Source organism: Actinomadura sp. 6N118 (assembly GCF_044326415.1).
Lineage (GTDB): Bacteria > Actinomycetota > Actinomycetes > Streptosporangiales > Streptosporangiaceae > Spirillospora.
Window position 1 is genome coordinate 38,478 of sequence record NZ_JBIRAZ010000009.1, and the last position, 21,534, is coordinate 60,011.

Consider the following 21,534-nt stretch of genomic DNA (forward strand, 5'->3'; position numbering starts at 1 on the left):
TCCCGGTCACGCTCCGGGGGTCGTGGGGTCTGCAGGGGACGCGGGCTCCGGGAACACGGGTGCGGGGATGCCGACGGTCTGCGGCTCGCGTCCGACCGAGGTGGGCCAGGCCGCCGCGATCGTGTCCGGCGTCCAGCCGCCGTCGGCGTAGGCGACCGACACCTCCTGCGGGTGCGACCACAGCGTGAGCTTGTCGCCGCCGATGCCGACGCACTGGCCGGTGATCTCGCGGGCGGCGTCGGAGGCCAGGAACGGAACGAGCGCCGCGCAGTCGTCGGCGGTCCCGAAGCCCTCGCGCTTGCGCAGGAAGTCGGGGAACGGCTCGCCGCGCTGCTGTGCCTGGACGTACGGCGCGAACGCGGGAATCGTCTCGGTCATCGCGGTCGCCGCGACCGGGACGATGGCGTTGACGGTGATGCCTGCCCTGGCCAGTTCCATCGACCACGTGCGTGCCATGGCGGCGATCCCGGCCTTGGCGGCGGCGTAGTTGGTCTGGCCGAAGTTGCCGCGCTGCCCGGCCGGGGAGCCGACCAGGATGAGCGTGCCGCCCTCGCCCTGCTCGCGCATGTGGGCCGCCGCCGCCCGTGCGCAGGTGAACGTGCCGCGCAGATGGACGCCGATGACGGCGTCGAAGTCCTCGTCGGTCATCTTCCAGAGCACCCGGTCGCGCAGGATTCCCGCGTTGGTCACGAGCACGTCGAGTCTGCCGAAGGACTCCACCGCGCGTGCGACCAGCCGTTCGGCCGTCTCCGCCGAGCCGACGGCGGCGACCTCCGCCACCGCGCTGCCGCCCTCCTCGGTGATCGTGTGGACGGCCCGCTTGGCAGCGATCTCGTCGACGTCGTTGACGACCACCGCGGCGCCGGAACGGGCGAGGGCGATGGCGTAGGCCAAGCCAAGGCCCTGCCCGGCACCGGTCACGACGGCGACCTTGCCGGTCAGATCTATGGACATGGGGAGACCTCCTGAGGCGGGACGGGTTACCTGCGAAGATAGGCGTACGATTTGCAGCAGTCAAGAATGTGCACAACATCGCGAAATGGCCCTACTCTGACCTCATGTACGAGGACCCGTCACCGCGGCTGCGGCCCCAGTCGCTCTTGCTGACCTTCCTGGGCAACTACGTGCTGCGGCGCGACATCGCGGTGTTCTCGGGCAGCTTCATCGAGGTCTTCGCCGGGCTCGGCGTGGGCGAGCACGCCCTCCGGTCCACGCTCACCCGCATGACCGGGCGCGGCCTGCTCGCCCGGCACCGGCAGGGCCGGCGCATGTACTTCGGCCTGACCAAACGGTCGGAGCGCATACTGCTCGACGGCGAAGCCAGGGTCTGGCGGCGCGGAGCGGTCAACGGGGACTGGGACGGCCGCTGGACCGTGCTCTCGTTCTCCATGCCCGAGTCGTGGCAGCGGCAGCGGCACGACCTGCGCTCACGCCTGATGTGGGCCGGGTTCGGGCCCCTCGGTAACGGAACGTGGATCTCGCCGTCGCAGGTCGACCTCGGGCCGATCCTCAGCTCGCTCAACGGCTCCCTGGAGCATCTCGACCTGAGCAGGCACTTGCGGGTCTTCCACGGGACCGCCGGGGAGCCCACGGACGTGCCGCAGATGATGCGCGACGCGTTCGACCTCGACGAACTGGCCGCCGGATACCAGGAGTTCCTCGATCGCTGGGACCGGCGGGACCCGATCCCCAAGGCGCCCCACGACCTGGCCCGCTACCTGTGGATGATGACCGAATGGCTGCAGCTGGTCCGGGTGGATCCGCGGCTGCCCGTCCAGCACCTACCCGAGGACTGGCCAGCGGTACGAGCCCAGCGGGTGCTGCATGAGCTGCGCGAACGGTACGACGCGCCCGCGCGCGAGACCGCCGACCGCCTGATCGAGTTCATCCCGGTCAAGAAGCCCGCCGCCCCCGAGTCCCGAGAAGAGCCGCACCCCGCATCCGAGGTCTGAGAAGAGCCGCATTCCGCAACCTGAGGCCTGAGGCCTGAGAAGAGCCACACCCCAGGCCCGAGGCCTGAAAGAGCCACACCCGGGCCCGAGGAAATCCAGTCGCCCTTCGGAAGGGGGGCCCGTTAGGGTCACGGCGATGGTTGGCGGAGCTCCCCTTCTGTGGTTGTGCGGCCCTCCGGGCGTCGGCAAGTCGACGGTGGGGTTTGAGATTTACACGCGGCTCATTCGTGCCGGGGTGAACGCGGCGTACGTGGACGCCGACCAGATCGGCATGCTCTATCCGGCGTCGCCCGACGTTCTCCACCACGTTCGAGCACAGAACCTCCGTGCCGCATGTGCCAACTTCCGGGCAGCCGGAGCGGAGTGCTTGATCTTCTCCGGAGTCGTGAACACGGCCGAGGAGGCGCTGGTCTATGTCCACGCCGTGCCGGACGCCACAGTGACGTTGTGCCGCTTGAGGGCGCGCCCGGACGAGCTCAGGGAGCGGTTCGTCGGGCGTGGCTGGCGCCGGGAACTGGTCGACGAGGCGCTCGCGGCGGCGGAAGCGCTGGACCATACGAACTTCGCCGACCTCTGCATCGACACCAGCGGCCTGCCAGTGCCCGACGTGGTCCGGCTCGTATGGGAGGAGGCCGGTCTTGGAGCGGAGTGACGGGACGCCGGTCTTGCGGCGGAGTGACGGGATGCCGGTCCTGTGGGTCTGCGGGCCGGTCGGAGTCGGCAAGTCGACCATCGGGTTCGAGATCTTCATGCAGGTCATCCGCGACGGCGTCAGGGCAGCGTACGTCGACGTGAAGCAGATCGGCTTCATGAGCTCCGCCGATGAGATCTGGAAGGCCAACCTAGCCGCGATGCAGCCTGTGTTCAGCGAGGCCGGTGCGCGGTGCCTGATCGTCTCGGGCGGTGTCGACGACCCGGACGCCTCCGTCCTCCCGGAATGCGCCGTGACCGTGTGCCGCCTGCACGCCGGCCCAGACCAGCTGACCGAGCGCATCATGGCGCGGGGAGGCGGAGCCGGGCCCGCGATTCCTGGAGATGACCTGCGAGGACAGCCTGCCGCGACCCTGCGTGAGATCGCGCGGCAAGCAATCCGCGACGCCGCAGCACCCCAGAGCAGCGGCATGGGCAGCGACATACGCATTGACACCGGCAACCTGTCGGTAGAGGAGTCAGCCCGTGCCGCACTTGCAGCCTGGCCACTGACAGGTCGCTTGGGTTAGGAGGAGACGGCTTCTCCTGGGGAGCCGGGGTCGATGCGGCGGTCGCGGTTGCGCTCGTTCCAGGCGCGCATGCGGGGTGGGTAGCCGACGATCTGGACGTCGTAGACGGGGAGGCCCAGGTCGTGGGCGACCTTGTGGATCACTTTGGGCGCGCCGACGCGGCGGCGTGTCCATTCGCCGTCGTGGGCCACGGCCACGGCGGTGGTGTCGGTGGCGAAGGTCTCCGGCTCGACGAAGAACTCGACACCCTGCTTGCCGCGCGCGAATGCGATCAGTGCCTCGATGTCGGAATCGGTGGCCTCGCGGTCGAGCCTGGTGACGGTCGAGCCACGGTGCTTGCGGATCCCGAACCGGTCCCGGAACCTCATCGCCTGTCCGTCCTTAGGTGTGGCCCCGGAACTATTCCGGAGCACTGGGGCGAGTACGACAATAACGATCGCCCGTGCGTGCAAGGTTCCATGCAGGTCACGATCTCACCCGCAGGACCACGTTTTGCGGCTCCTGTGAGGGGGCCCGCCCATAAGATGACGGGCCGTAAGGGTCACCTTTGGGGTGGCGGCCGAGAGGACCTGCATTGCGCGAGACGGTCTTGACCAGGCGATGGGCCGGAGTGGCCGCCGTGCTGGCGATGTCAGGTTGGCTGAGCACGCTCAACGCGAACGTGTCGCTGGCCGCCGCCGCTCCCACCCACGCAAAGGCCGAGCTCGTGGCCGCGAGGACACCCCAGCCCATGGCGGCGCCGCCACGGAGAATCGACTGCCGGAAGCGGAAGTGCGTCGCGCTGACGTTCGACGACGGGCCGATGTCCAGCACGACCAAGCTGCTCAAGATCCTCAAGCAGCGGAAGGTGCGCGCGACGTTCTTCCTCATCGGGCAGAACGTGGCGAAGCGGCCGCAGGTCGCGCGGTGGGAGGTGTCGAGCGGGCATGAGGTCGCCAACCACAGCTACACCCACACCGATCTGGCTCGCGCCTCGTCGAGCAGGGTGAAGTCCGAGCTCGTGAAGACCCAGACGGCGATCAAGCGAGCCACCGGTGTCACGCCCAAGCTGATGCGGCCGCCGTACGGGTCCACGGACGGGACCGTCGCCTCGGTCACCAAGAAGATGAAGCTCGCGCAGATCCTCTGGACCGTCGACCCGAACGACTGGCGCGACCGCAACAGCAAGACCGTCGAGCGCAGGGTGGTGGCGGCCACCCGGCCGGGTTACATCGTGCTCATGCACGACATCCACCCGACCACCGTCGCGGCCGTCCCCAACATCATCAAGAGGCTGGCCGCCAAGGGGTACGTCTTCGTGACGGTCTCCGAGCTCTACGGCAGGCCGCTCACCCCGGGCAAGAAATACAGCAGGCGCTGAAGTCCGGGGGACGAGCCGACGTCCGCAGGGACGAGGGGAAGTCAGGGGCACCTCAGGGACTTCCCCGATGGTAGGTGGCGCTCCGGGGACCGACGATGAGGTCATGGACATCAGTCACCCCACCGACCTGCGGGTTTCGGACATCGAACGGGAGCCCGTCATCGAGCGGCTCCAAGAGGCCTACGCCGAGGGCAGGCTCGAACACGCCGAGTTCGACATGCGCATGCACCTCGCAATGACGGCCAAGACCAGGGGCGAGCTTGCGGGAGTCTTGTACGACCTCGCTCCCGCATCCGTGCCTCCCGGCTCACCCAAGAGAGGCCCGGCCCTGCCGGGGGACAGTACGTGGGACGGGACGCCGCCCACCGGTGAGGACCGGATGCTCGCCGCGGTCGCGCACGCGATCGGAGTCCCCACCCTCGTCGTCGGCCCGCTGATCCTGATGCTGCTGAGCGGCAAACGGTCGGCGTACGTCCGCCGGCACGCGATGGAGGCGCTCAACTTCCAGCTCACCGTGCTGTTGATCACGATCGTCACGTTCGGGGTCGGCGGGATGTTGTACGCGATCACCTGGATCGTGGCCGGGATCGCGGCCGTGATCGCGCTCACCGGCAAGTCGTTCCGCTACCCGTGGATCCTGCGCCTGGTGAAGTAACGCGCGCTGACGTCGCTGGTGGACTGATGTCCCGAATGGGCTTCTCACTGCGCGCCTATTCCCTTCCCTGCCTGTGATCACCCTCTCGTCCCGCTTATGTGGAACAGACATGGGACGATCGGTTTACTGAGTGCGGGAGGGGTACATGACGGAGCTCTTGATCAAGGATGATCACCGGCGGGCGGTCGAGGCACTTCGCAGGTCGTACGAGGCGATTCCACCTGGGACGCCCGTGCGGCTGGCCAAGAAGACCTCCAACCTCTTCCGGTGGCGTGACCCTTCGGAGGCGCCCGGCCTGGACGTGTCCGGGTTCAACCGGGTCCTGAACGTCGATCCCGGGTCGCGGACCGCCGAGGTCCAGGGCATGACCACCTACGAGGACCTCGTCGACGCGACCCTCCCGCACGGGCTCATGCCGACCGTCGTGCCGCAGCTCAAGACGATCACACTCGGCGGCGCGGTCACCGGGCTCGGCATCGAGTCCACCTCGTTCCGGCTCGGGCTGCCGCACGAGGCGGTCCTGGAGATGGACGTGCTGACCGGAGACGGCCAGATCGTCACCGCGACGCGCGACAACGAGCACGGGGACCTCTTCTACGGCTTCCCCAACTCCTACGGCACCCTCGGCTATTCGCTGCGGCTGAAGATCCAGCTCATTCCGGTCAAGCCGTATGTGCGTGTCCGGCACTTGCGGTTCGACGACGCGGCCGAGTGTGCGCGGGTGCTCGGCGAGATCACCGAGTCCAAGGCCTACGACGGCGAGCCGGTCGACTTCATGGACGGCACCGTCTTCAGCGCCCGCGAGCAGTACATCACCCTGGGCGTCTTCACCGACGAGGCCCCCTACACCTCCGACTACACCGGCCAGGAGATCTACTACCGCTCGATCCAGCAGCGGTCGGTCGACTTCCTCACCGTGCGCGACTACATCTGGCGCTGGGACACCGACTGGTTCTGGTGCTCCGGCGCGTTCGGCGTGCAAAACCCCACCGTCCGCCGGATCTGGCCGGACAAGGCCAAGCGGTCGGACGTCTACCGCAAACTCGTCGCGTACGACCGGCGCTTCCAGGTCGTCGCGCGCATCGAGCGCTGGCGCGGGCTGCGGCCGCGCGAGGACGTCATCCAGGACATCGAGGTTCCGGTCGAGCGACTGGCTGAGTTCCTGGAGTTCTTCCACGACAAGGTGGGTATGAGCCCGATTTGGCTGTGCCCGCTTTCGGCCAGGGACCGCTGGCCGCTCTACCCGCTCGAGCCGGGCAGGCCGTACGTCAACGTCGGCTTCTGGGGCACGGTCCGGCTACCACCAGGTCAGATCCCCGAATACCACAACCGTCTGATCGAACGTAAGGTCGCAGCCCTTGACGGCCACAAGTCCCTCTATTCGACTGCTTTTTACAGCCGGGAGGAGTTCTGGCGCCACTACGACGGGGAGACCTACCGACGGCTCAAAGAGTCGTACGACCCCGCAAAGCGGCTGCTGGACCTCTACGACAAGTGCGTGGGCGGGCGCTGAAGGGCGCCTGCCGTATCGGGGGAAGGCCCTTGAACGGGGCCGAGGACGGTCCCGCTGGGGGCCGATGGTGGATCCCATCGCCCCTTCCGGGGCGAAGAGAGAGGGAGGCACAAGATGACGCTGGCCGGGGTCTTCGAGCGGCTCGCCGGGGCTGAGGCGCCAGTGGAGTTCACCGCGTACGACGGATCGCGGGCCGGGGTACCCGGCGCCGACATCCGGTTCGACGTCCGTTCCCCGTACGCGGTGTCCTACGTGGTGCACTCACCGGGCGCGCTGGGGCTCGCCCGCGCGTACGTCAGCGGCATGATCGACGTCAGCGGCGACATGTACACGGCGCTGTCCACGATGCAACAGGTGCTCGGCGACATCACGCCGCGCGACAAGCTCAGGATCATCGCCGCCGTCGCGCGCGACCCGCTGCTGCGGGCCGCCGTCACCCGGCGGCTCGACCCGCCGCCGCAGGAGGCGCCGTTCAGCCGGGTACCCGACTGGCTCCGCCACTCCAAGAAGCGCGACGCCAAGGCGATCTCACACCACTACGACGTCTCCAACACCTTCTACGAATGGGTGCTGGGCCCGTCGATGGCCTACACCTGCGCCTGTTACCCCGAGGAGCACTCCACCCTCGAGGAGGCCCAGTTCCACAAGCACGACCTGGTGGCCAAGAAGATCGGCCTCCAGCCGGGCATGCGGCTGCTGGACGTCGGCTGCGGCTGGGGCGGCATGGTCATGCACGCCGCCAAGGAGTACGGGGTCAAGGCGCTCGGCGTCACCCTCTCCAAGCAGCAAGCCGAGTGGGCACAGAAGGCCATCGCCGACCGGGGGCTCTCCGACCTCGCGGAGGTCCGGCACATGGACTACCGCGACGTCACCGCGACCGACTTCGACGCGGTGAGCTCGATCGGCCTGACCGAGCACATCGGCAAGGCCAACCTGCCCGCCTACTTCTCGTTCCTCTACGGGAAGCTCAAGCCGGGCGGCCGGATGCTCAACCACACCATCACCCGGCCCGACAACCTGGCGCCCTCGATGAAGCAGGACGGGTTCATCAACCGCTACGTCTTCCCCGACGGCGAGCTCGAAGGTCCCGGCTACATCCAGATGCAGATGAACGACGCGGGCTTCGAGATCCGTCACCAGGAAAACCTGCGGGAGCACTACGCCCGTACGCTCAAGGGCTGGTGCGACAACCTCGACGAGCACTGGGACGAAGCCGTCGCCGAGGTCGGCGAGGGCATCGCCCGGGTGTGGAAGGTCTACATGGCCGGCTGCATCCTTGGCTTCGAGCAGAACTGGATCCAGCTCCACCAGACCCTGGGTGTGAAGCTGGACGACAACAAGAACGCGCGCATGCCGCTGCGCCCGGACTGGGGCGTCTGAAACCAACCTCCAGATCGGGCGTCTGACACGCCCGCTACACCGTGCCGAGGCCGCCTCCCCCAGGGGAGACGGCCTCGTTCGCGTACGCGGCGGGGCGTCCGCCTGAAACGTTTGCGCGCGTCCTTGGCCGGCGCTGAGACGTTTGCGTGCCCTTGGCAGGCCCGGGACGTTTGTGTGCCCTTGGCCGGGAAGACCCTTCGGAAGTGAAGGGATCAAGGAGACCTGATGACGCAGACGATCGAACGTACGCGGCATGCCCGGCGGGAGGTGTCGCAGGCCTCGGCCAGGGACAGCCTCCGGATCGCCTTGGAGGTGCTGGCGCCCATCCTCGTGAGGGGCATTCTCGCCAGGCGGCCCAGAGTGGTGGCTGCCGCCGAGAAATTCGACGCGGACCGGAAGGCGGGTCGACTGCTCCAGCGCATGCGGGCCAAGTACGGGCCAGGCCCGATCCGTCTGTGGTCGCCGCTGCGGCCGATCGCGCTCATCCTGTCCGAGGAGGACGTACGACGGGTGCTGGAAGGGTCGCCCGAGCCGTTCGCCGTGGCCAACCTCGAGAAGCGGGCGGCGCTCTGGCACTTCCAGCCGCACGGCCTGCTGACGGCGTCCGGCGCGGACCGCACCGACCGGCGGCGGTTCAACGAAGCCGTGCTGAACACCCACAGGCCCATCCACCGGCATGGGGATCTCATCGCGGGCAAGATAGCGGGGGAGGCGGCCGAACTGATGGCCGGTGCTCACACGCTGACCTGGGACGATTTCCGTGTCGCGTGGTGGCGTGTGATCCGCAGGGTGGTGCTCGGTGACACCGCGCGTGACGACGACCGCGTAAGCGACCTGCTGAGCAGGCTCCGCATGGAGGCGAACTGGGCCTTCGTGCCGCGCCGCCCGCAGATCTACCGGGAGTTCCGGCAGCGCCTCGACGCGTACGTGCGCAAGGCGGAGCACGGCAGCCTCGCCGAACTCGTCGCCACGACGCCCACCACCGGACGCACCAAGCCGCAGGACCAGATGCCGCAGTGGCTGTTCGCCTTCGAGCCCGCGGGCATGGCGGCCTACTCTGCCCTGGCCCTCCTGGCCACCCATCCCGACCAGGCCCGGCGGGCGTACGAGGAGATCGAGGGCCGGGACCTGTCAGAGCCCCAGGACCTGCCGTTCCTGCGCGCCTGCGTCCAGGAGTCGGTGCGGCTCTGGCCGACGACGCTCGCCATCCTCCGCGACACCACCACCGAGACCGACTGGGACGGCCGGAGACTGCCCGCAGGCACGGCACTGTTCATCCCGACGGCCTTCGTCCAGAGAGACGAGGAGGTGCTGCACCACGCGGACGCCTTCGCGCCCGATGTCTGGCTGGACAGCACCGCGCAGCGGAACTGGGCTGCGATCCCGTTCAGCGGTGGTCCAGCAGAGTGCCCGGGCCGCAACCTCGTCCTCCTGACGACGTCGCAGTTCCTCGCACACCTGCTGGCCGGGCATGCCTACCGGCAGAGCGGCGGGCACCCGCTGTCCCCGGACCGGCCCTTGCCGCGCACCTTCAACCCGTTCGGCCTTCGGCTCGATGTCGAACGCACGCGCTGACGCGTCGTAAGGCGCCGCACGAGTGGCCGGGCGCGCTACAGGTGCGACTGGCTGCGCGACCGGTGACTGTGCGGCTGACTGCACGACTGGCTGCAAGAGACTTGACTCCTGCCTGGGAAACCGGATGATCGTGGGGATCGAGCCGGGGTTCTGGGGGAGTCATGCGTGTGCTGGCGGTTGCCCTTCTGCTGGGCGGGCTGATGGGCGCGGGCTGCGGCGCGTCCGAGGACGCTTCGATTCTCGACGAACGGTCGTGGGCGGTCGGGGTCCGGCCGGACCTGCCGGGACTGGGGCTGAAACGGGCCGACGGCACGTTCGAGGGATTCGACGTGGACGTGGCGCGGTACGTGGCCACGAAGCTGGGGCGGAACGTCAGGTTCGTCGAGGCGCTGGCGGCGGACCGCATCCCCAAGCTGGTCTCGGGGGAGGTGGACCTGATGGTGGCCGCGTTCTCCATCACTCCTGACCGCAAGAACGACGTGGCGTTCGCCGGGCCGTACTACGTGTCGTACCAGGACATCCTCACGCGTTCGGACGACACCGCCATCAAGAACGTGCGCGACCTCAGCGGCCGGAAGATCTGCGCGGTGCGCGGCACGGACGCCGCCCAGAAGGTGGCCGCGATGCGCGGCGTGTCGGTCCAGATCGTCAACGCCGACGACTATGACCGCTGCATGTCTCTGCTCCGCAACCGCGGGGTCGACGCCCTCACCACCAACGATGTGATCCTCGCGGGGCTCGTCAGACGGGAGGGCAAGGGAGTCCGGCTCATCAACGCCCGGTATGCCGAGCAGCGCACCGGCATCGGCCTGCGCAAGGGGGACCCGGACGGCTGCGAGGCCGTCAACAAGGCCATCACCGAGATGTACCAGGACGGCACCGCTACGCGGCTGGTCCGCAAGTGGTTCGGCGGAACGGGCCTGGACCCGTCAATCATCGCGGTTCCGCAGTTCGAGGGTTGTGACTAGACCGCGTCCGTTTTGACGGTCTTCAGGTCATCACCAGGGACCGGATCGTGGTCAGGGTCGTGCACGGGTGTGTCCGCGTCCGCGTCCGCGTCGGTCTCGGTGTCGGTCTCGGCGTGGGCGCCGACGTGGGCATGGGCGCGGGTGCGGGCCAGGGCGGCCAGGGCGGTGGTGATCGGGACTGCCGCGATCAGGCCGAGGGTGCCGGCGACGCTGCGGACGATCTCCTGGGCGATGGCGGGCGCGGTGACCACCTCACCGAGGGGCTGCTGGGCGACGCTGAGCAGCAGGAGCAGCGGCAGGGAGGCGCCCGCGTACGCCAGGATGATGGTGTTGATCACCGAGGCGATGTGGGCCCGGCCGATCCGGGCGGCGGCACGGTAGAGCTGCGCGAACCGGTAGGCCGGGTTGGCGTGGGCCAGCTCGTTCACGGTGACGGCCTGCGTCACGGTGACGTCGTCCAGCACGCCGAGGGAGCCGATGATGATGCTGGCGAGCAGCAGGCCCTGGCCGTTGATCTGGTACGCCATGTCGAGGTTGAGAGCGTCGTCGTCGCTCAGGCCACCCAGATGCGTCAGGTTGATCGCGGCGGTGGCGAGCAGACCGGTCAGGCTGAGGCTCGCGATGGTGCCGATCACCGCGATCGAGGTGGGCATCGAGAAGCCATGCGTCAGGTACAACACCGCCAGCATGATCGCGGCCGCGCAGACGATGGCGACCAGCAACGGCGGCCGGCCCTCCATGATCGCCGGAATCAGGAACTGGAGCAGCAGCACGAACGTGATCGCCAGTCCCACCAGGGCGGTCACCCCCCGCCAGCGGCCGAACGCGATCACCGCGAGCGCGAACGCCGCCCCGATCAGCCACAGCGGGCCCGACCGCTGATGGTCGGACAGCTGGTACGCGATGCCGTCGGGGGAGTCGGTCATGTGCACGACCTGGACGTCGTCACCGACCGAGTAGCGCTGCGAGCTCGGCTCATTGGGCAGCGGCGCGACCACCACCTGGCCCGCCTTGTCCCCGGAGGTCAGCTTGACCTTCGCGTCGCCGCAACGACTCGGGTCGGGCGGAGTCGCCCGCCGCCCGTCCGTTACGGCGCCGTCCGCTCCACCTCCCTCTGTGCCCGTTCCGTCCGTCCCGGGCTCGGCTTGCGGGCACGGCTTGAGGTCGATCCCGACGACCGTCCCGCTGATCTCCTTCAGCGGCTCGGAGCCCGGGATCTTCGGCTGGTCCGGCCACATGAACAGCACCGCGGCCAGCGTCGCGACCGCCACCGGCACGATGACGGCCAGCACGGCCACCCGTACCGATCTCGGCGACTTCGGCACCGCCCTGTCGTGCGAATGATTCGCGCCCACACCCAGCCCTTCCGCGCTCACTGAGGCTGCATAGTGTGTCGGGCGCCCCCGCCCCCGACAAATCAGCCCCGACAAACCGGCGGCAAAAATGATCCGATTGGCCGGGAACCGATCGGGCCGAACGGACACAAGCAGGCCATGACCCTCGAACCCCCAACGGACACGGAGTTGTGGGACCGTGCGCGGGACGGCGAAGAGCGCGCCTTCGGCGAGCTCTTCGACCGGCATTCACGCACCGTCTACAACTACTGCTTCCGGCGAACGGCGGACTGGTCGGCGGCCGAGGACCTCACCTCCGTCGTCTTCCTGGAGACCTGGCGGCGCCGCGACCAGGTGCGGCTGAGCGCCGACTCCCTCCTGCCCTGGCTGTACGGCGTCGCCACCAACGTCCTCCACAACCATCGCCGCAGCCTGCGCCGCCACCGGGCCGCGCTGGACCGGGTCCGCGCCCTGCCGGCCGCCCCCAACGACGCGACGGCCGCCGCCGTGCGGCTGGAAGCCGAACGCGAGATGCGGGTGGTCCTCGACTCGATCAAGAAACTGTCCCGGGGTGACCAGGAGATCCTCGCGCTCTGCGTGTGGGAGGGCCTCGGCTACGCCGAGGCCGCGGCGGCGCTCGGCGTCCCCATCGGCACCGTGCGGTCACGCCTGGCCAGGGCCCGCAAGCGGCTGCGGTTGGACACGGAACCGCACCGGGCCGACGGACATAGAAGAGGCGATCGACCCACCGCGCTCTTCTCGGAGGAAACATCATGATCGACCAGCAGTCCCCTCTCCCCCCGGCTCGGCAGGACATGCCCGCCGAGCACCAGGACGCGCGCCGCGTTCACCTCATGGCCGAGATGGCCGAGATGGCCGGGATGGCCGGATCCCGACGTCGCCTGCCGGGCGGCGGCCGGCGCTGGGCGATCGGCGGCCTCGCCACCGCCGGTCTCGCCGGTGCCATGGCCGCCGCCATGATCGCCGTGCCGGACGCCGGGCCGGACGGCGGGCAGGGCGGTGGCGGATCCACACCGGCGATCGTGCCGGTGAGCGCCGTCGAGGTCCTCGACCGCGCTGCGGCGACAGTGGGAAGGACCGCCGAGCCGCGCCCTGACCAGTACGTCTATACCGAGACCGAGCAGCGCGACCGGCACCCCGTCGCCAACACGATCCAGTCGAAATCGTGGCGGTCGGTCAGCGGGAAGCGGGTTGGCCTGATCATGGACTCGGGCAACTGGAACGAACGGTTCTGGATGTGCGAGGCGGCCCTGCGGAAGAACAGCACTGGCAAGGAGCCGAAGAAGCTCCCCGAGGTCGACCCGTCCAAGGTGCCGGGCGACTGCCGCAACACGCCGTTCTACCGCCGTGACCTGCCGGGCGACCCCAAGGCCATGCGCGCCTGGCTCTACCGCAACAGCCAGGGCGGCAACCCCCCGGACGTGCAGGTCTTCCACACTGTCGAGGAGACCGTTTCCGGTGTCCGGCTGACACCTGCGGCACAGGCCGCGATCTTCAAGGCGACCGGAACGCTCCCCGGCGTGACCGTGTCCCGGGTGAGCCCCACGGCCATCGCGGTCGGGCAGACCTGGAACGGCATCCGGCTGGAGCTGATCTTCGAGGCCAAGACGTACCGCTTGCTGGGCACGCGCCAGGTCGTCGACCACGACCGTTCGTTCCAGCCGAAGGGCGGCAAGAAGTACCCGAAGGGTCGCGGCCCTTCGGAGTCCGCCGAGATGGCGGGCATGAAGCCGGGCACCCTGCTGCGTCAGTGGACGATCGTCAAGCAGACGGTGGTCGACGAGATCCCGGCGAAGTACAAGCGCTAGGAATGTGACAAAGGACGGCGAAACTGCCAGGGCCGCCGGGTGTTCCGGCGGCCTTGGCCGGTCCGGCGGCATGGCGGCCTGGCGGTGCTGGCGGGTCAGCCGTCGTGGCTCGTGGCCGTCCGCTCAATTCGGCGGGGGATGAGGACGACGGCGACGACGAGGGCGAGTACGGCGGCCGCGCCAGCGAGAATGTCGTAGCCGCCTGCGGACAGGACGATCGTGGACAGCAGGCTTGCGGCTGCGGCCAGCGTCCAGACCGCCGCGTCCACTGCGCCCTCGACGTGAGGCCGGTCGGCTGCGGGCACATCACGGGCCAGGCGTGCGCTGCCGCCCACGAAGCAGAGGTTCCAGGCGTACCCCAGCAGGAACAACGCGGGCAGTTGCGTGCCGTCCGGACCCAGCGCGGCCAGGGCACACGAGGTGGCGAGTGTGAGGAGACCCGCCTGGATCACCGGGGCCGGGCCGAAGCGGTCGAGCAGCCGCCCTGTGATCGGCGACAGCGCGAACATGCCGAGGGTGTGCGTGGAGAGCGCCAAGCCCACCGAGGCGAGGCCGTGGCCGTGCATGTGCATGTGGAGCGGCGCCGCCGTCATGACGGCCACCATCACGACCTGCGCGGTCGCCATGACCACCAGCGCCGAACGAGCCGCCGAGGTGCGCAACAGCGAGCGCAACGTCATGCTCGACGGCGCGATCTCGCCCGCCGGTGCCCTGAACGACGCCACGGCGGCGATCACACACGTGACGGCCGCCAGGAGGAAGGGCCCGGCGAACGGCACGAGGCCCAGCCCGTCCGCCACGTTCCCCGACGGATCCATGAGAAGCGGGCCGCCGACCGCGCCGATGGCCGCCGACCAGACCACGATGCTGATGGCGGTGCCGCGGCGTCCGGGCGGGTACAGCTCGGCCGCGCCATAGCGGGAGAGTTGCGCGCCCGCATTGCCGAGGCCGAGCAACAACATCCCGACGCTCAACCCGAGCACGTCGTCGTTGGCGACGGCGATGACCCCGAGGCAGGCGCCCAGCGCCGCCACGACATAGCCGACGACAAGGGCGGTCCGCCGGTTCATGAGCGCGGTCAGGAGGAGCGCGCCGACGCCGGTGCCGACAATCCCCGCCGTGTTGGGGACGCCGCCCCAGCCCGCGCCCAGCCTGTCACCGGCCACGAGGGTGCTGGTCGCGCTGGAGACCGCCATCGCCGCGTTCATCATCACCGAGCCCGAGCACAACGCCAGCATCGCCCGGGAGCGTGCGACCGGCGGGACACCAGGCCCTGCGGCCGGTGCGGTGTGCACATCCACTTTGGTCATGCTTTTACGCTAGAAAACCTAGATTCGTCGAGGAATGGGCGATGACTGGTCTTCAGCGGCGAACGCCTCTAGTTTGGAAGGAGTTATCGCGGAAGGCCTTCCACATGGACAGATCACTGGATCAGACCGACTGGCGGATCATCGCCGAGCTCCAGCGGGACGGCCGGCTTTCGTTCAACAAGCTCGCCCAGCGGATCAACCTCTCCGCCCCGGCCGTCGCCGACCGGGTCCGGCGGCTGGAGGAGGCCGGCGTGATCGCGGGTTACCAGGCCCGGATCGACCCCGCCCGGGTCGGCCTGCCGCTCACCGCGTTCGTCCAGATGCGCTGCGCCCACGGCCGCTGCCTGCTCAAGACCACCGCCGCCGAGGACCTCCCCGAGGTCACCGAGATCCACAAGCTCAGCGGCAACTGGTGCTCGATGCTCAAGATCCGCGTCGCCTCGATGCAGCACCTCGAAGGTCTCCTCGAACGGCTCGGCGACCACGGCGAGATGAACTCGCACGTCGTGCTCTCCACCCCGTACGAGGGCCGCGCCGTTGAGGCGACCCAGCCCGGCACCCGCCCGGTGACCGCCTCCACGGGCTGGACCCGCCCCGCCCCGGATGCGGCACCACCGGATCAGTAGGCGAGGTCGAGCCTGGCCCTGACGGGGCCAGTCTTGACACGGTCTCCCTATGTCTCGCCGGGGTCGGCAGGTTGGTGGCATGACTTCCAACGCGATCAACACCACGACGACCGAACTTCCGCTGGTGGCCGGGGAGTGGCCGCTCGACCCGTACCACTCGGCGGTCGGGTTCTCCATCCGGCACCTCGGGATCTCCAAGGTCCGCGGCAGCTTCACCGAGTTCGAGGCCGGGCTCGTCGTCGGCGGGACACCGGCCGAATGCGCCGTCACCGCCACGATCTCGCTCGCCTCGATCGACACGGGCAACGCGGACCGGGACGCGCACGTCAGCTCCGCCGACCTGCTCGACGTCGAGAGCCGGCCGACGATGGTGTTCCGGTCGACCGAGATCAGCGGTCAGGGTGAGGACTGGACCATGACCGGCGACCTGACCATCGGCGACGTCACCCGGCCCGTGACGCTCGCGGTCGAGTTCGGCGGGGTCGTCGACTCCGTCGTGGACGGCCGCCGGCATGCCGGTTTCGAGGCCACCGGCGAGATCCGCCGGAGCGAGTTCGGCCTGAAGTTCGCGCCCGGCATGCTCGGCGAGGTCGTCAAGATCTCCCTGGACATGCAGTTCATCGAGCCCTGAGGAATGGGGATCAGGGTTTCCGCCCGAGGCCGCAGAACGCGTCGACCTCGGGCGGTTCCCCGAAGGGGGTCGCCTCGGGCCGCCACCGCGACACCGTCACCACGCCGGGCTCCACCAGTTCCAGCCCCTCGAAGAACCGGGTGATCTGCTCGGGGGTGCGCGACACGTACGGGGGCATGCCGCGCTCCTTGGCGACCTTGATCGACTCGTCGCGCTGCGAGCCGTGGACCACGCTCGTGCCGTCGTTGAGCGCCATGTGGCTGCCCGAGGGCAGGGCGTCGAGGAAGTGCCGGACGATGCCGTACGCCTCGTCATCGTCGATCACGTTGCCCATGATCCCCAGCATCATCAACGCGACCGGGCGGTCGAAGTCCAGGGTCTCGGCCGCGCCGTCGAGGATCTTCTGCGGGTCGCGCACGTCGGCGTCGATGTAGTCGGTCGCGCCACCCGGGGTACTGGTCAGCAACGCACGGGCGTGCACCAGCACCAGCGGGTCGTTGTCCACGTACACGATGCGGCTCTCGGGCGCGACCCGCTGCGCCACCTCGTGGGTGTTGTCGTGCGTGGGGAGGCCCGTCCCGATGTCGAGGAACTGGCGGACCCCCGCCTGCTCCGTCAGGTAGCGGGTGGCGCGGCCGAGGAAGGCCCGGGAGTGACGGGCGACCTCGATGATGTTCGGGAAGATCTCCGTCACCTTGTCGCCGACCTCACGGTCGATCGGATAGTTGTCCTTGCCGCCGACCCAGTAGTTCCACATCCGCGCCGAGTGCGGTCTGGTGGTGTCGATCTGAGGGTCTTGCCCGCTGGTCATCGGATTCCTCCATGGATGCTCCGGCCTTCGGGCCGGGGAAGAAACGGAGTCCCTGCGGAGCAGCCCAGGGGGCGGGGATCCGCCCCCTGGGCGGATCCTGGTGCAGTGCGCAGGCGGTTCACGTGGTCGTCGCCCTTTCGTGGATGGTTTCGGGGTGGGTGGTGTAGGCGTAGCCGTCTGCTCGCTGGAGCAGCCGGACGTGGCGGTGGTGGATGCCCTGGATGGTCCCCGCCCGGGTGGTGATGTTGAACTTGCCGGTGGCGCGGACGGCGACGCGGCCGGTGTGGGTGCCGGGGTACTTGCCCGCCGGGATGATGGCGCGGACCCGGTCGCCGGTGGCGAAGCCGAAGAACTGTTTGGTGCGGGGCAGTTTCAGGCGCGGGAACCCGTACTTGCCGGTCCGGGTCCGGCAATGGGTGCCGCGCCCCGCGCACCCCGCCACCAGCACCCTCCCTACCACCTGCGTGATCGTGTCGACCTCGCCGACGGCGAGGGCATCCAAGGTGTGCGACTTGGCAAGGGCGTTGCGGGCGCGGTTCCACTTCGTCCTCCCACCCGAGGCGGTCCGGGTGGGGTGGCGGGCGTCCAGGGATCGCCACAGCGCCCACCGGGTGGTGTTGACGGCGGCGGCGTCCCGGAGCGGAACCTTCGCCTGCGCCAGAACCCGGGCCAGGACCTCAGGTCGTCCGGCCAGGAACTCGGCCACCGGCCGGTTGGACTTGGTCTGGTTGCAGGGGACGCAGGCCAGGGTCAGGTTCGACACACGGTCAGAGCCGCCCCTACTGCGCGGGTGGACGTGGTCGATGTTCAACGGCACCCCGGTGGCGCCGCAGTAGGCGCAGGCCCGTCCCCACTTGGCCAGGAGGTATTCGCGGACCTCGAATCCCATCAGGGTGCCGTGCTGGTATTCGACGCCCTCCAGCGGCTTCCCGGCCGCCAGCAGATGGGTGTCGAACGCGACCCGCTCCACGTGCACCGCCTGGACGGGCGCCCAGCGGGAGAGCCGGTCCACCCACGAGGTCGTGGTGTCCACCCGGTGCCGCAGCGACGGCGCCAGCCACCGCTGCGGGCGGGTGCGGTTGTCGAACCGGGGTGCCCGGTAGCGCAGGTTCGCCGAGCGGCGCCGCCGCCGGTAGTTGGCGCGCTGTTCCATGCGCTTGCCGATGGCCGCGCCGCGGTGGTCAAGCTGGACCGCGTACCGGCCGCGCCGCTCGATCCCCTCCTCACCGTCCCGGGCGGTGAAGACGGCGATGCCGGTGTGCTTGGAGCCCGGATCGATCCCGACCTCGACCCCGTCCACCTCGCTCTCGGCGGCGGCGCGGTCTTTGAGCCGGATGACGAACGGGGTGTGCCGCGCCACCACCGCCCGACCCGTACGCAGCAGGTGCCGCGCACGGGCCGGGTGGCAGGGCTGCAACGGTGTGCCGTGCTTGTCGAGCACGAACACCGATGCCGGCCGGACTGATGGGTGCCGCTCACGCGGGCTCTCCTCGGCCCCCGAAGGGGACACGGGGGTGACGCCACCACTGCCAGGTGAAGCGGTGGTGGTCTCCTCTCGCCCATGTTCCACGCTCGGCACCCCACCCTGACGGGTGGGGGGCCGGTGTCCCGTTTCGTGCCTGCTCCCAGGCTTGTCTGCTGACACCGATTCCAGAGCAGGCCGCTGAGGCGGCACGGCCTGGTGGATCTTCTTACCTGCGTGAAACGTAGCCAACTAGTTCACCTCCCACATACGTGTTGGCTTGGGCTGGTCAAACAAGGCCCACCCCGCTCAGCGGGGCAAGCCCCGGCCTTCAGGCCGGGGAGCGTGTGACGTGGCCTCCTCCGCCGGTAGAGCACAACTTATGGCAATTCCTGGGGAAGGACGGCGTCCTAGGGGAGAACGGCGGGAACCTGGGCGGCCCTCATGATCAGTGCCGGTGAGCCCGTTCCGTCGGCGGGCACGCGGTACTGGTCGGACTCGTACTCGGCGGGGATCGCGTACATGAGCGTACGGTCGTCCAGCCAGCTGACCTGGTCGTCCAGCGGCCTCGTCTCGGCCGTCGCGGTCTCCTTCATCGTGCGCAGGTCCAGCACGTGCAGCCGCCAGGGCAGGGCCGACATGTCGCCTTTGACGCGGTGCTTGAACGCGACGCGCGTGCCGTCGGGGGAGAGCGACGGGCATTCGGCGTTCTCCCGGAGCGTCCGCACGGTCCGGGTGGAAACGTTGCCGCGCACCAGGTACGTCTTCCCCTTGGTCGCCAGCGTCGCGTAGAAGAGGTCGTCGTCGGCGAACGTGACCCCCCAGAAGTTGACGTCCACGGAACGGTAGGGCTTGCCGTCCTTGATGACCTGGAACTTCTCCATGTTGCGGTGCAGCTTCCACGTACGGGTGTCGAGGATGGCCGTGCGCGTGGAGAAGTTCACCCCGGCGTACGAGTCGCCGCTCACGAACACCGTCCACGCCACCATGCGGCCGCTGGGGGAGACCCGCGTCCGGCTCGGCCCGCCGCCCGCCGCGTACCGGCGTATCTCCCGCAGTCGCGAGTCGAGGATCAGCAGATAGAACGTTTTGACCGGTCCTCGTTTGGCCTGCACGCACACGCCCGTGCCGCCCGAGGTGTGGAACTTGTAGCACGTGAGCGGCATGGCCGTGCGGGTGCCGCCGGTGCCGTCCAGCGGGACGGAGGCGAGGTGATCCCGGTGCGGGCCCCACGCCATGTTGCGGAAGAGGATCCGCTGGCGGCCGGTCAGGTCGAACGTGCCCTTGGCCACGGCCGGCCCGCCGGGACGAGCCTTGTCGCGGGCGTCGGTACGGCCCGCCGCGTACAACGTGTAGGTCACCGCCACGGCCGCGAGGGCGGTGAACGCGACGACCAGGATGCGCCAACGCGCGGCGGTGCTCAAACGGACGACTCCTCGGCGAAAACAGGGCCAGCAGCAGCATCAGAACCAGGACCAGCATCAGAACCAGCACCAGGACGCAGGACCAGGGCGACAACGGCGGATGCGGTCAGGGCGGCGGCCGCGATGGTGATCGCTGGAGTCATCCCCCACATCGTCCACGCGGCTCCGAACGCCAGCGACGAGACGAACCGGGTGGTGGCCTGCCCGGTCTGGACGAGTGCGAGGCCGCTGGCCCGCAGGCCGGCGGGCAGATGCGGCCCGGCAGCCGCCATCAGGACCCCGTCGGTCGCCGCGTAGAAGACCCCGTGCAGCACCAGCACGCCGACGATCATGCCCGTGCCGCCGGCCGGGCTGAGCAGCAGCACGTACGCCCCCAGCAGCGCGGCGTGCCCGCCCACGAACACCGGCCACCGGCCGACCCGGTCCGCGAGCAGGCCGAGCGGCATCGCCAGCGCGAGGAAGCCAGCGGCCGTGCCGAGCGGCAGCAGCGGGAACCACTGCGGCGCCAGATCGAGCTTCTTCTGGATGAGCAAGAAGACGAACGCGTCGCTGATCGTCACAAGCCCGAGCAGTGCCGCGCAGCCGCAGATTCGCCGCATGGCGCTGATCCGGAGAAGCCCGAACGCCGCCCGCATAGACGTCCGCCCTGGCGTCCGCATTGACGTCCGCTCTGGCATCCGCCCTGACGTCCGCGCCTCCCCGGCCGACCCGTCATCCGGCGGCGGTCGGTGAACGAAGAGCACGAGCACCAGCACGCCTGCCACGGCGATGCAGCCACTGACCACGAAGACCGCGTCGTACGCGTCCGCGGCGGCCCAGAGGAGACCGAACGCCACCAGGGGACCGAGCAGCGCTCCGGCCGTGTCCATGGTGCGGTGCACGCCGAACGCGCGGCCCTGGTCGCCGGGGCGGGCGGACAGCGAGATCAGCGCGTCACGCGGGGCGGTCCGCAGCCCCTTGCCGGTACGGTCCACCGCGAGAACGGCCGCGATCGCCGGGACGGTCGACGCCAGGAGCAGTACCGGCTTGGCGGCGGCCGACAACCCGTATCCGAGCCCCGCGACGAGCTTGTGGCGGCGTCCCCGGTCGGCGGCGTGCCCGCCGACGAGCCGTACCAGCGCCGTGACCCCGCCGTACACACCGTCCAGCAGCCCGAAGGCGAGCGGGCTCAGCCCGAGCTGGACCACCACGTAGATCGGCAGGACCGCGGTCACCATCTCCGCCGACACGTCGGTGAGCAGGCTGACCGCGCCGAGGGCGAAGACGTTCGCCGGAACGCCCCGTACGGCCGCCGAGTCACGCATCCGGTCACGTTCGACGCCCTGCGCGTCGTCCGTGGCGCGCGCCGTCGACAGGTACACCGCTTCCCCTCACCCCGTGGAATGTGAACGGTCAGAACCAGTTGACGGTGATCCTAAAGTCGCCCAAGCCTGCATACGGCCACATCCGCGGCCAACGGCTGGCCGCGGCTGGCCGCTGATGTG

Annotated in this window: 21 protein-coding genes; 13 read left to right on the top strand and 8 right to left on the bottom strand. The window is 69.4% G+C overall.

Annotation, left to right across the window (positions count from 1 at the left end):
• Positions 1–6: 6 nt before the first annotated feature.
• On the bottom strand, positions 7–954 hold the full coding sequence (locus tag ACH34W_RS23690; protein ID WP_395963177.1) for an SDR family NAD(P)-dependent oxidoreductase: 948 nt from the start codon (positions 952–954) through the stop codon (positions 7–9).
• Between the two features lie 104 nt (positions 955–1,058).
• Between ACH34W_RS23690 and ACH34W_RS23695 the strand changes: the two genes are divergently transcribed.
• From ACH34W_RS23695 to ACH34W_RS23705, 3 genes are all read left to right on the top strand, one after another.
• A complete protein-coding gene (locus tag ACH34W_RS23695; RefSeq protein ID WP_395963178.1) occupies positions 1,059–1,952 on the top strand; it encodes a PaaX family transcriptional regulator C-terminal domain-containing protein in 894 nt (297 codons plus the stop codon).
• A gap of 136 nt (positions 1,953–2,088) precedes the next feature.
• Positions 2,089–2,604, top strand: a complete 516-nt coding sequence (locus tag ACH34W_RS23700; RefSeq protein WP_395963179.1) for an AAA family ATPase — start codon at positions 2,089–2,091, stop codon at positions 2,602–2,604.
• Positions 2,591–3,172 (top strand): hypothetical protein, encoded by a 582-nt coding sequence (locus ACH34W_RS23705; protein WP_395963180.1) that lies wholly within the window; start codon positions 2,591–2,593, stop codon positions 3,170–3,172. The genes ACH34W_RS23700 and ACH34W_RS23705 overlap by 14 nt, the downstream gene beginning before the upstream one ends.
• Here ACH34W_RS23705 and ACH34W_RS23710 read toward each other — a convergent pair.
• Positions 3,169–3,540 (bottom strand): hypothetical protein, encoded by a 372-nt coding sequence (locus ACH34W_RS23710; protein WP_395963181.1) that lies wholly within the window; start codon positions 3,538–3,540, stop codon positions 3,169–3,171. The genes ACH34W_RS23705 and ACH34W_RS23710 overlap by 4 nt on opposite strands.
• Positions 3,541–3,746: 206 nt before the next feature.
• Here ACH34W_RS23710 and ACH34W_RS23715 point away from each other — a divergent pair, with 206 nt between their 5' ends.
• The 6 genes from ACH34W_RS23715 (at position 3,747) to ACH34W_RS23740 (ending at position 10,623) form a co-directional block, all read left to right on the top strand.
• A complete protein-coding gene (locus ACH34W_RS23715) occupies positions 3,747–4,532 on the top strand; it encodes a polysaccharide deacetylase family protein (protein ID WP_395963182.1) in 786 nt (261 codons plus the stop codon).
• Positions 4,533–4,635: 103 nt separating this feature from the next.
• Positions 4,636–5,187 (top strand): DUF1707 and DUF4870 domain-containing protein, encoded by a 552-nt coding sequence (locus ACH34W_RS23720; protein WP_395963184.1) that lies wholly within the window; start codon positions 4,636–4,638, stop codon positions 5,185–5,187.
• A gap of 145 nt (positions 5,188–5,332) precedes the next feature.
• A complete protein-coding gene (locus ACH34W_RS23725; protein ID WP_395963185.1) occupies positions 5,333–6,700 on the top strand; it encodes an FAD-binding oxidoreductase in 1,368 nt (455 codons plus the stop codon).
• A 114-nt stretch (positions 6,701–6,814) separates the two neighbouring features.
• A complete protein-coding gene (locus ACH34W_RS23730) occupies positions 6,815–8,080 on the top strand; it encodes a class I SAM-dependent methyltransferase (protein WP_395963186.1) in 1,266 nt (421 codons plus the stop codon).
• Positions 8,081–8,305: 225 nt separating this feature from the next.
• Positions 8,306–9,655, top strand: a complete 1,350-nt coding sequence (locus tag ACH34W_RS23735; protein WP_395963187.1) for a cytochrome P450 — start codon at positions 8,306–8,308, stop codon at positions 9,653–9,655.
• Positions 9,656–9,816: 161 nt separating this feature from the next.
• A complete protein-coding gene (locus tag ACH34W_RS23740) occupies positions 9,817–10,623 on the top strand; it encodes a transporter substrate-binding domain-containing protein (RefSeq protein WP_395963188.1) in 807 nt (268 codons plus the stop codon).
• Here the strand turns inward: ACH34W_RS23740 and ACH34W_RS23745 are convergent.
• Positions 10,620–11,948 (bottom strand): YibE/F family protein, encoded by a 1,329-nt coding sequence (locus ACH34W_RS23745; protein WP_395963189.1) that lies wholly within the window; start codon positions 11,946–11,948, stop codon positions 10,620–10,622. The genes ACH34W_RS23740 and ACH34W_RS23745 overlap by 4 nt on opposite strands.
• Before the next feature lie 168 nt (positions 11,949–12,116).
• Between ACH34W_RS23745 and ACH34W_RS23750 the strand changes: the two genes are divergently transcribed.
• Together ACH34W_RS23750 and ACH34W_RS23755 are read left to right on the top strand one after the other, a co-directional pair.
• Positions 12,117–12,734, top strand: a complete 618-nt coding sequence (locus tag ACH34W_RS23750) for an RNA polymerase sigma factor (RefSeq protein ID WP_395963190.1) — start codon at positions 12,117–12,119, stop codon at positions 12,732–12,734.
• Positions 12,731–13,786 carry a CU044_5270 family protein gene (locus ACH34W_RS23755; protein WP_395963191.1) on the top strand — a complete coding sequence of 352 codons (1,056 nt, stop codon included), beginning with the start codon at positions 12,731–12,733 and terminating at the stop codon, positions 13,784–13,786. Before ACH34W_RS23750 ends, ACH34W_RS23755 begins: the two co-directional genes overlap by 4 nt.
• A gap of 95 nt (positions 13,787–13,881) precedes the next feature.
• Here the strand turns inward: ACH34W_RS23755 and ACH34W_RS23760 are convergent, their stop codons facing one another.
• Positions 13,882–15,096 carry an MFS transporter gene (locus ACH34W_RS23760; RefSeq protein ID WP_395963192.1) on the bottom strand — a complete coding sequence of 405 codons (1,215 nt, stop codon included), beginning with the start codon at positions 15,094–15,096 and terminating at the stop codon, positions 13,882–13,884.
• 104 nt (positions 15,097–15,200) lie between these two features.
• Between ACH34W_RS23760 and ACH34W_RS23765 the strand changes: the two genes are divergently transcribed.
• Positions 15,201–15,722, top strand: coding sequence for an Lrp/AsnC family transcriptional regulator (locus ACH34W_RS23765; protein ID WP_395963193.1), 522 nt, complete (start codon positions 15,201–15,203; stop codon positions 15,720–15,722).
• Between the two features lie 79 nt (positions 15,723–15,801).
• Positions 15,802–16,353 (top strand): YceI family protein, encoded by a 552-nt coding sequence (locus ACH34W_RS23770; RefSeq protein ID WP_395963194.1) that lies wholly within the window; start codon positions 15,802–15,804, stop codon positions 16,351–16,353.
• Between the two features lie 10 nt (positions 16,354–16,363).
• Here the strand turns inward: ACH34W_RS23770 and ACH34W_RS23775 are convergent, their stop codons facing one another.
• The 4 genes from ACH34W_RS23775 to ACH34W_RS23790 form a co-directional block, all read right to left on the bottom strand.
• The gene (locus ACH34W_RS23775) at positions 16,364–17,164 is read right to left on the bottom strand and encodes an SAM-dependent methyltransferase (protein WP_395963195.1); all 801 of its coding nucleotides are present in this window, start codon (positions 17,162–17,164) and stop codon (positions 16,364–16,366) included.
• Positions 17,165–17,282: 118 nt separating this feature from the next.
• The gene (gene iscB, locus ACH34W_RS23780) at positions 17,283–18,734 is read right to left on the bottom strand and encodes an RNA-guided endonuclease IscB (protein WP_395963196.1); all 1,452 of its coding nucleotides are present in this window, start codon (positions 18,732–18,734) and stop codon (positions 17,283–17,285) included.
• A gap of 302 nt (positions 18,735–19,036) precedes the next feature.
• Complete coding sequence (locus tag ACH34W_RS23785; protein WP_395963197.1) at positions 19,037–20,050, bottom strand: hypothetical protein; 1,014 nt, start codon at positions 20,048–20,050, stop codon at positions 19,037–19,039.
• The gene (locus ACH34W_RS23790; RefSeq protein ID WP_395963198.1) at positions 20,047–21,411 is read right to left on the bottom strand and encodes an MFS transporter; all 1,365 of its coding nucleotides are present in this window, start codon (positions 21,409–21,411) and stop codon (positions 20,047–20,049) included. The genes ACH34W_RS23785 and ACH34W_RS23790 overlap by 4 nt, the downstream gene beginning before the upstream one ends.
• Between the last annotated feature and the right edge of the window lie 123 nt (positions 21,412–21,534).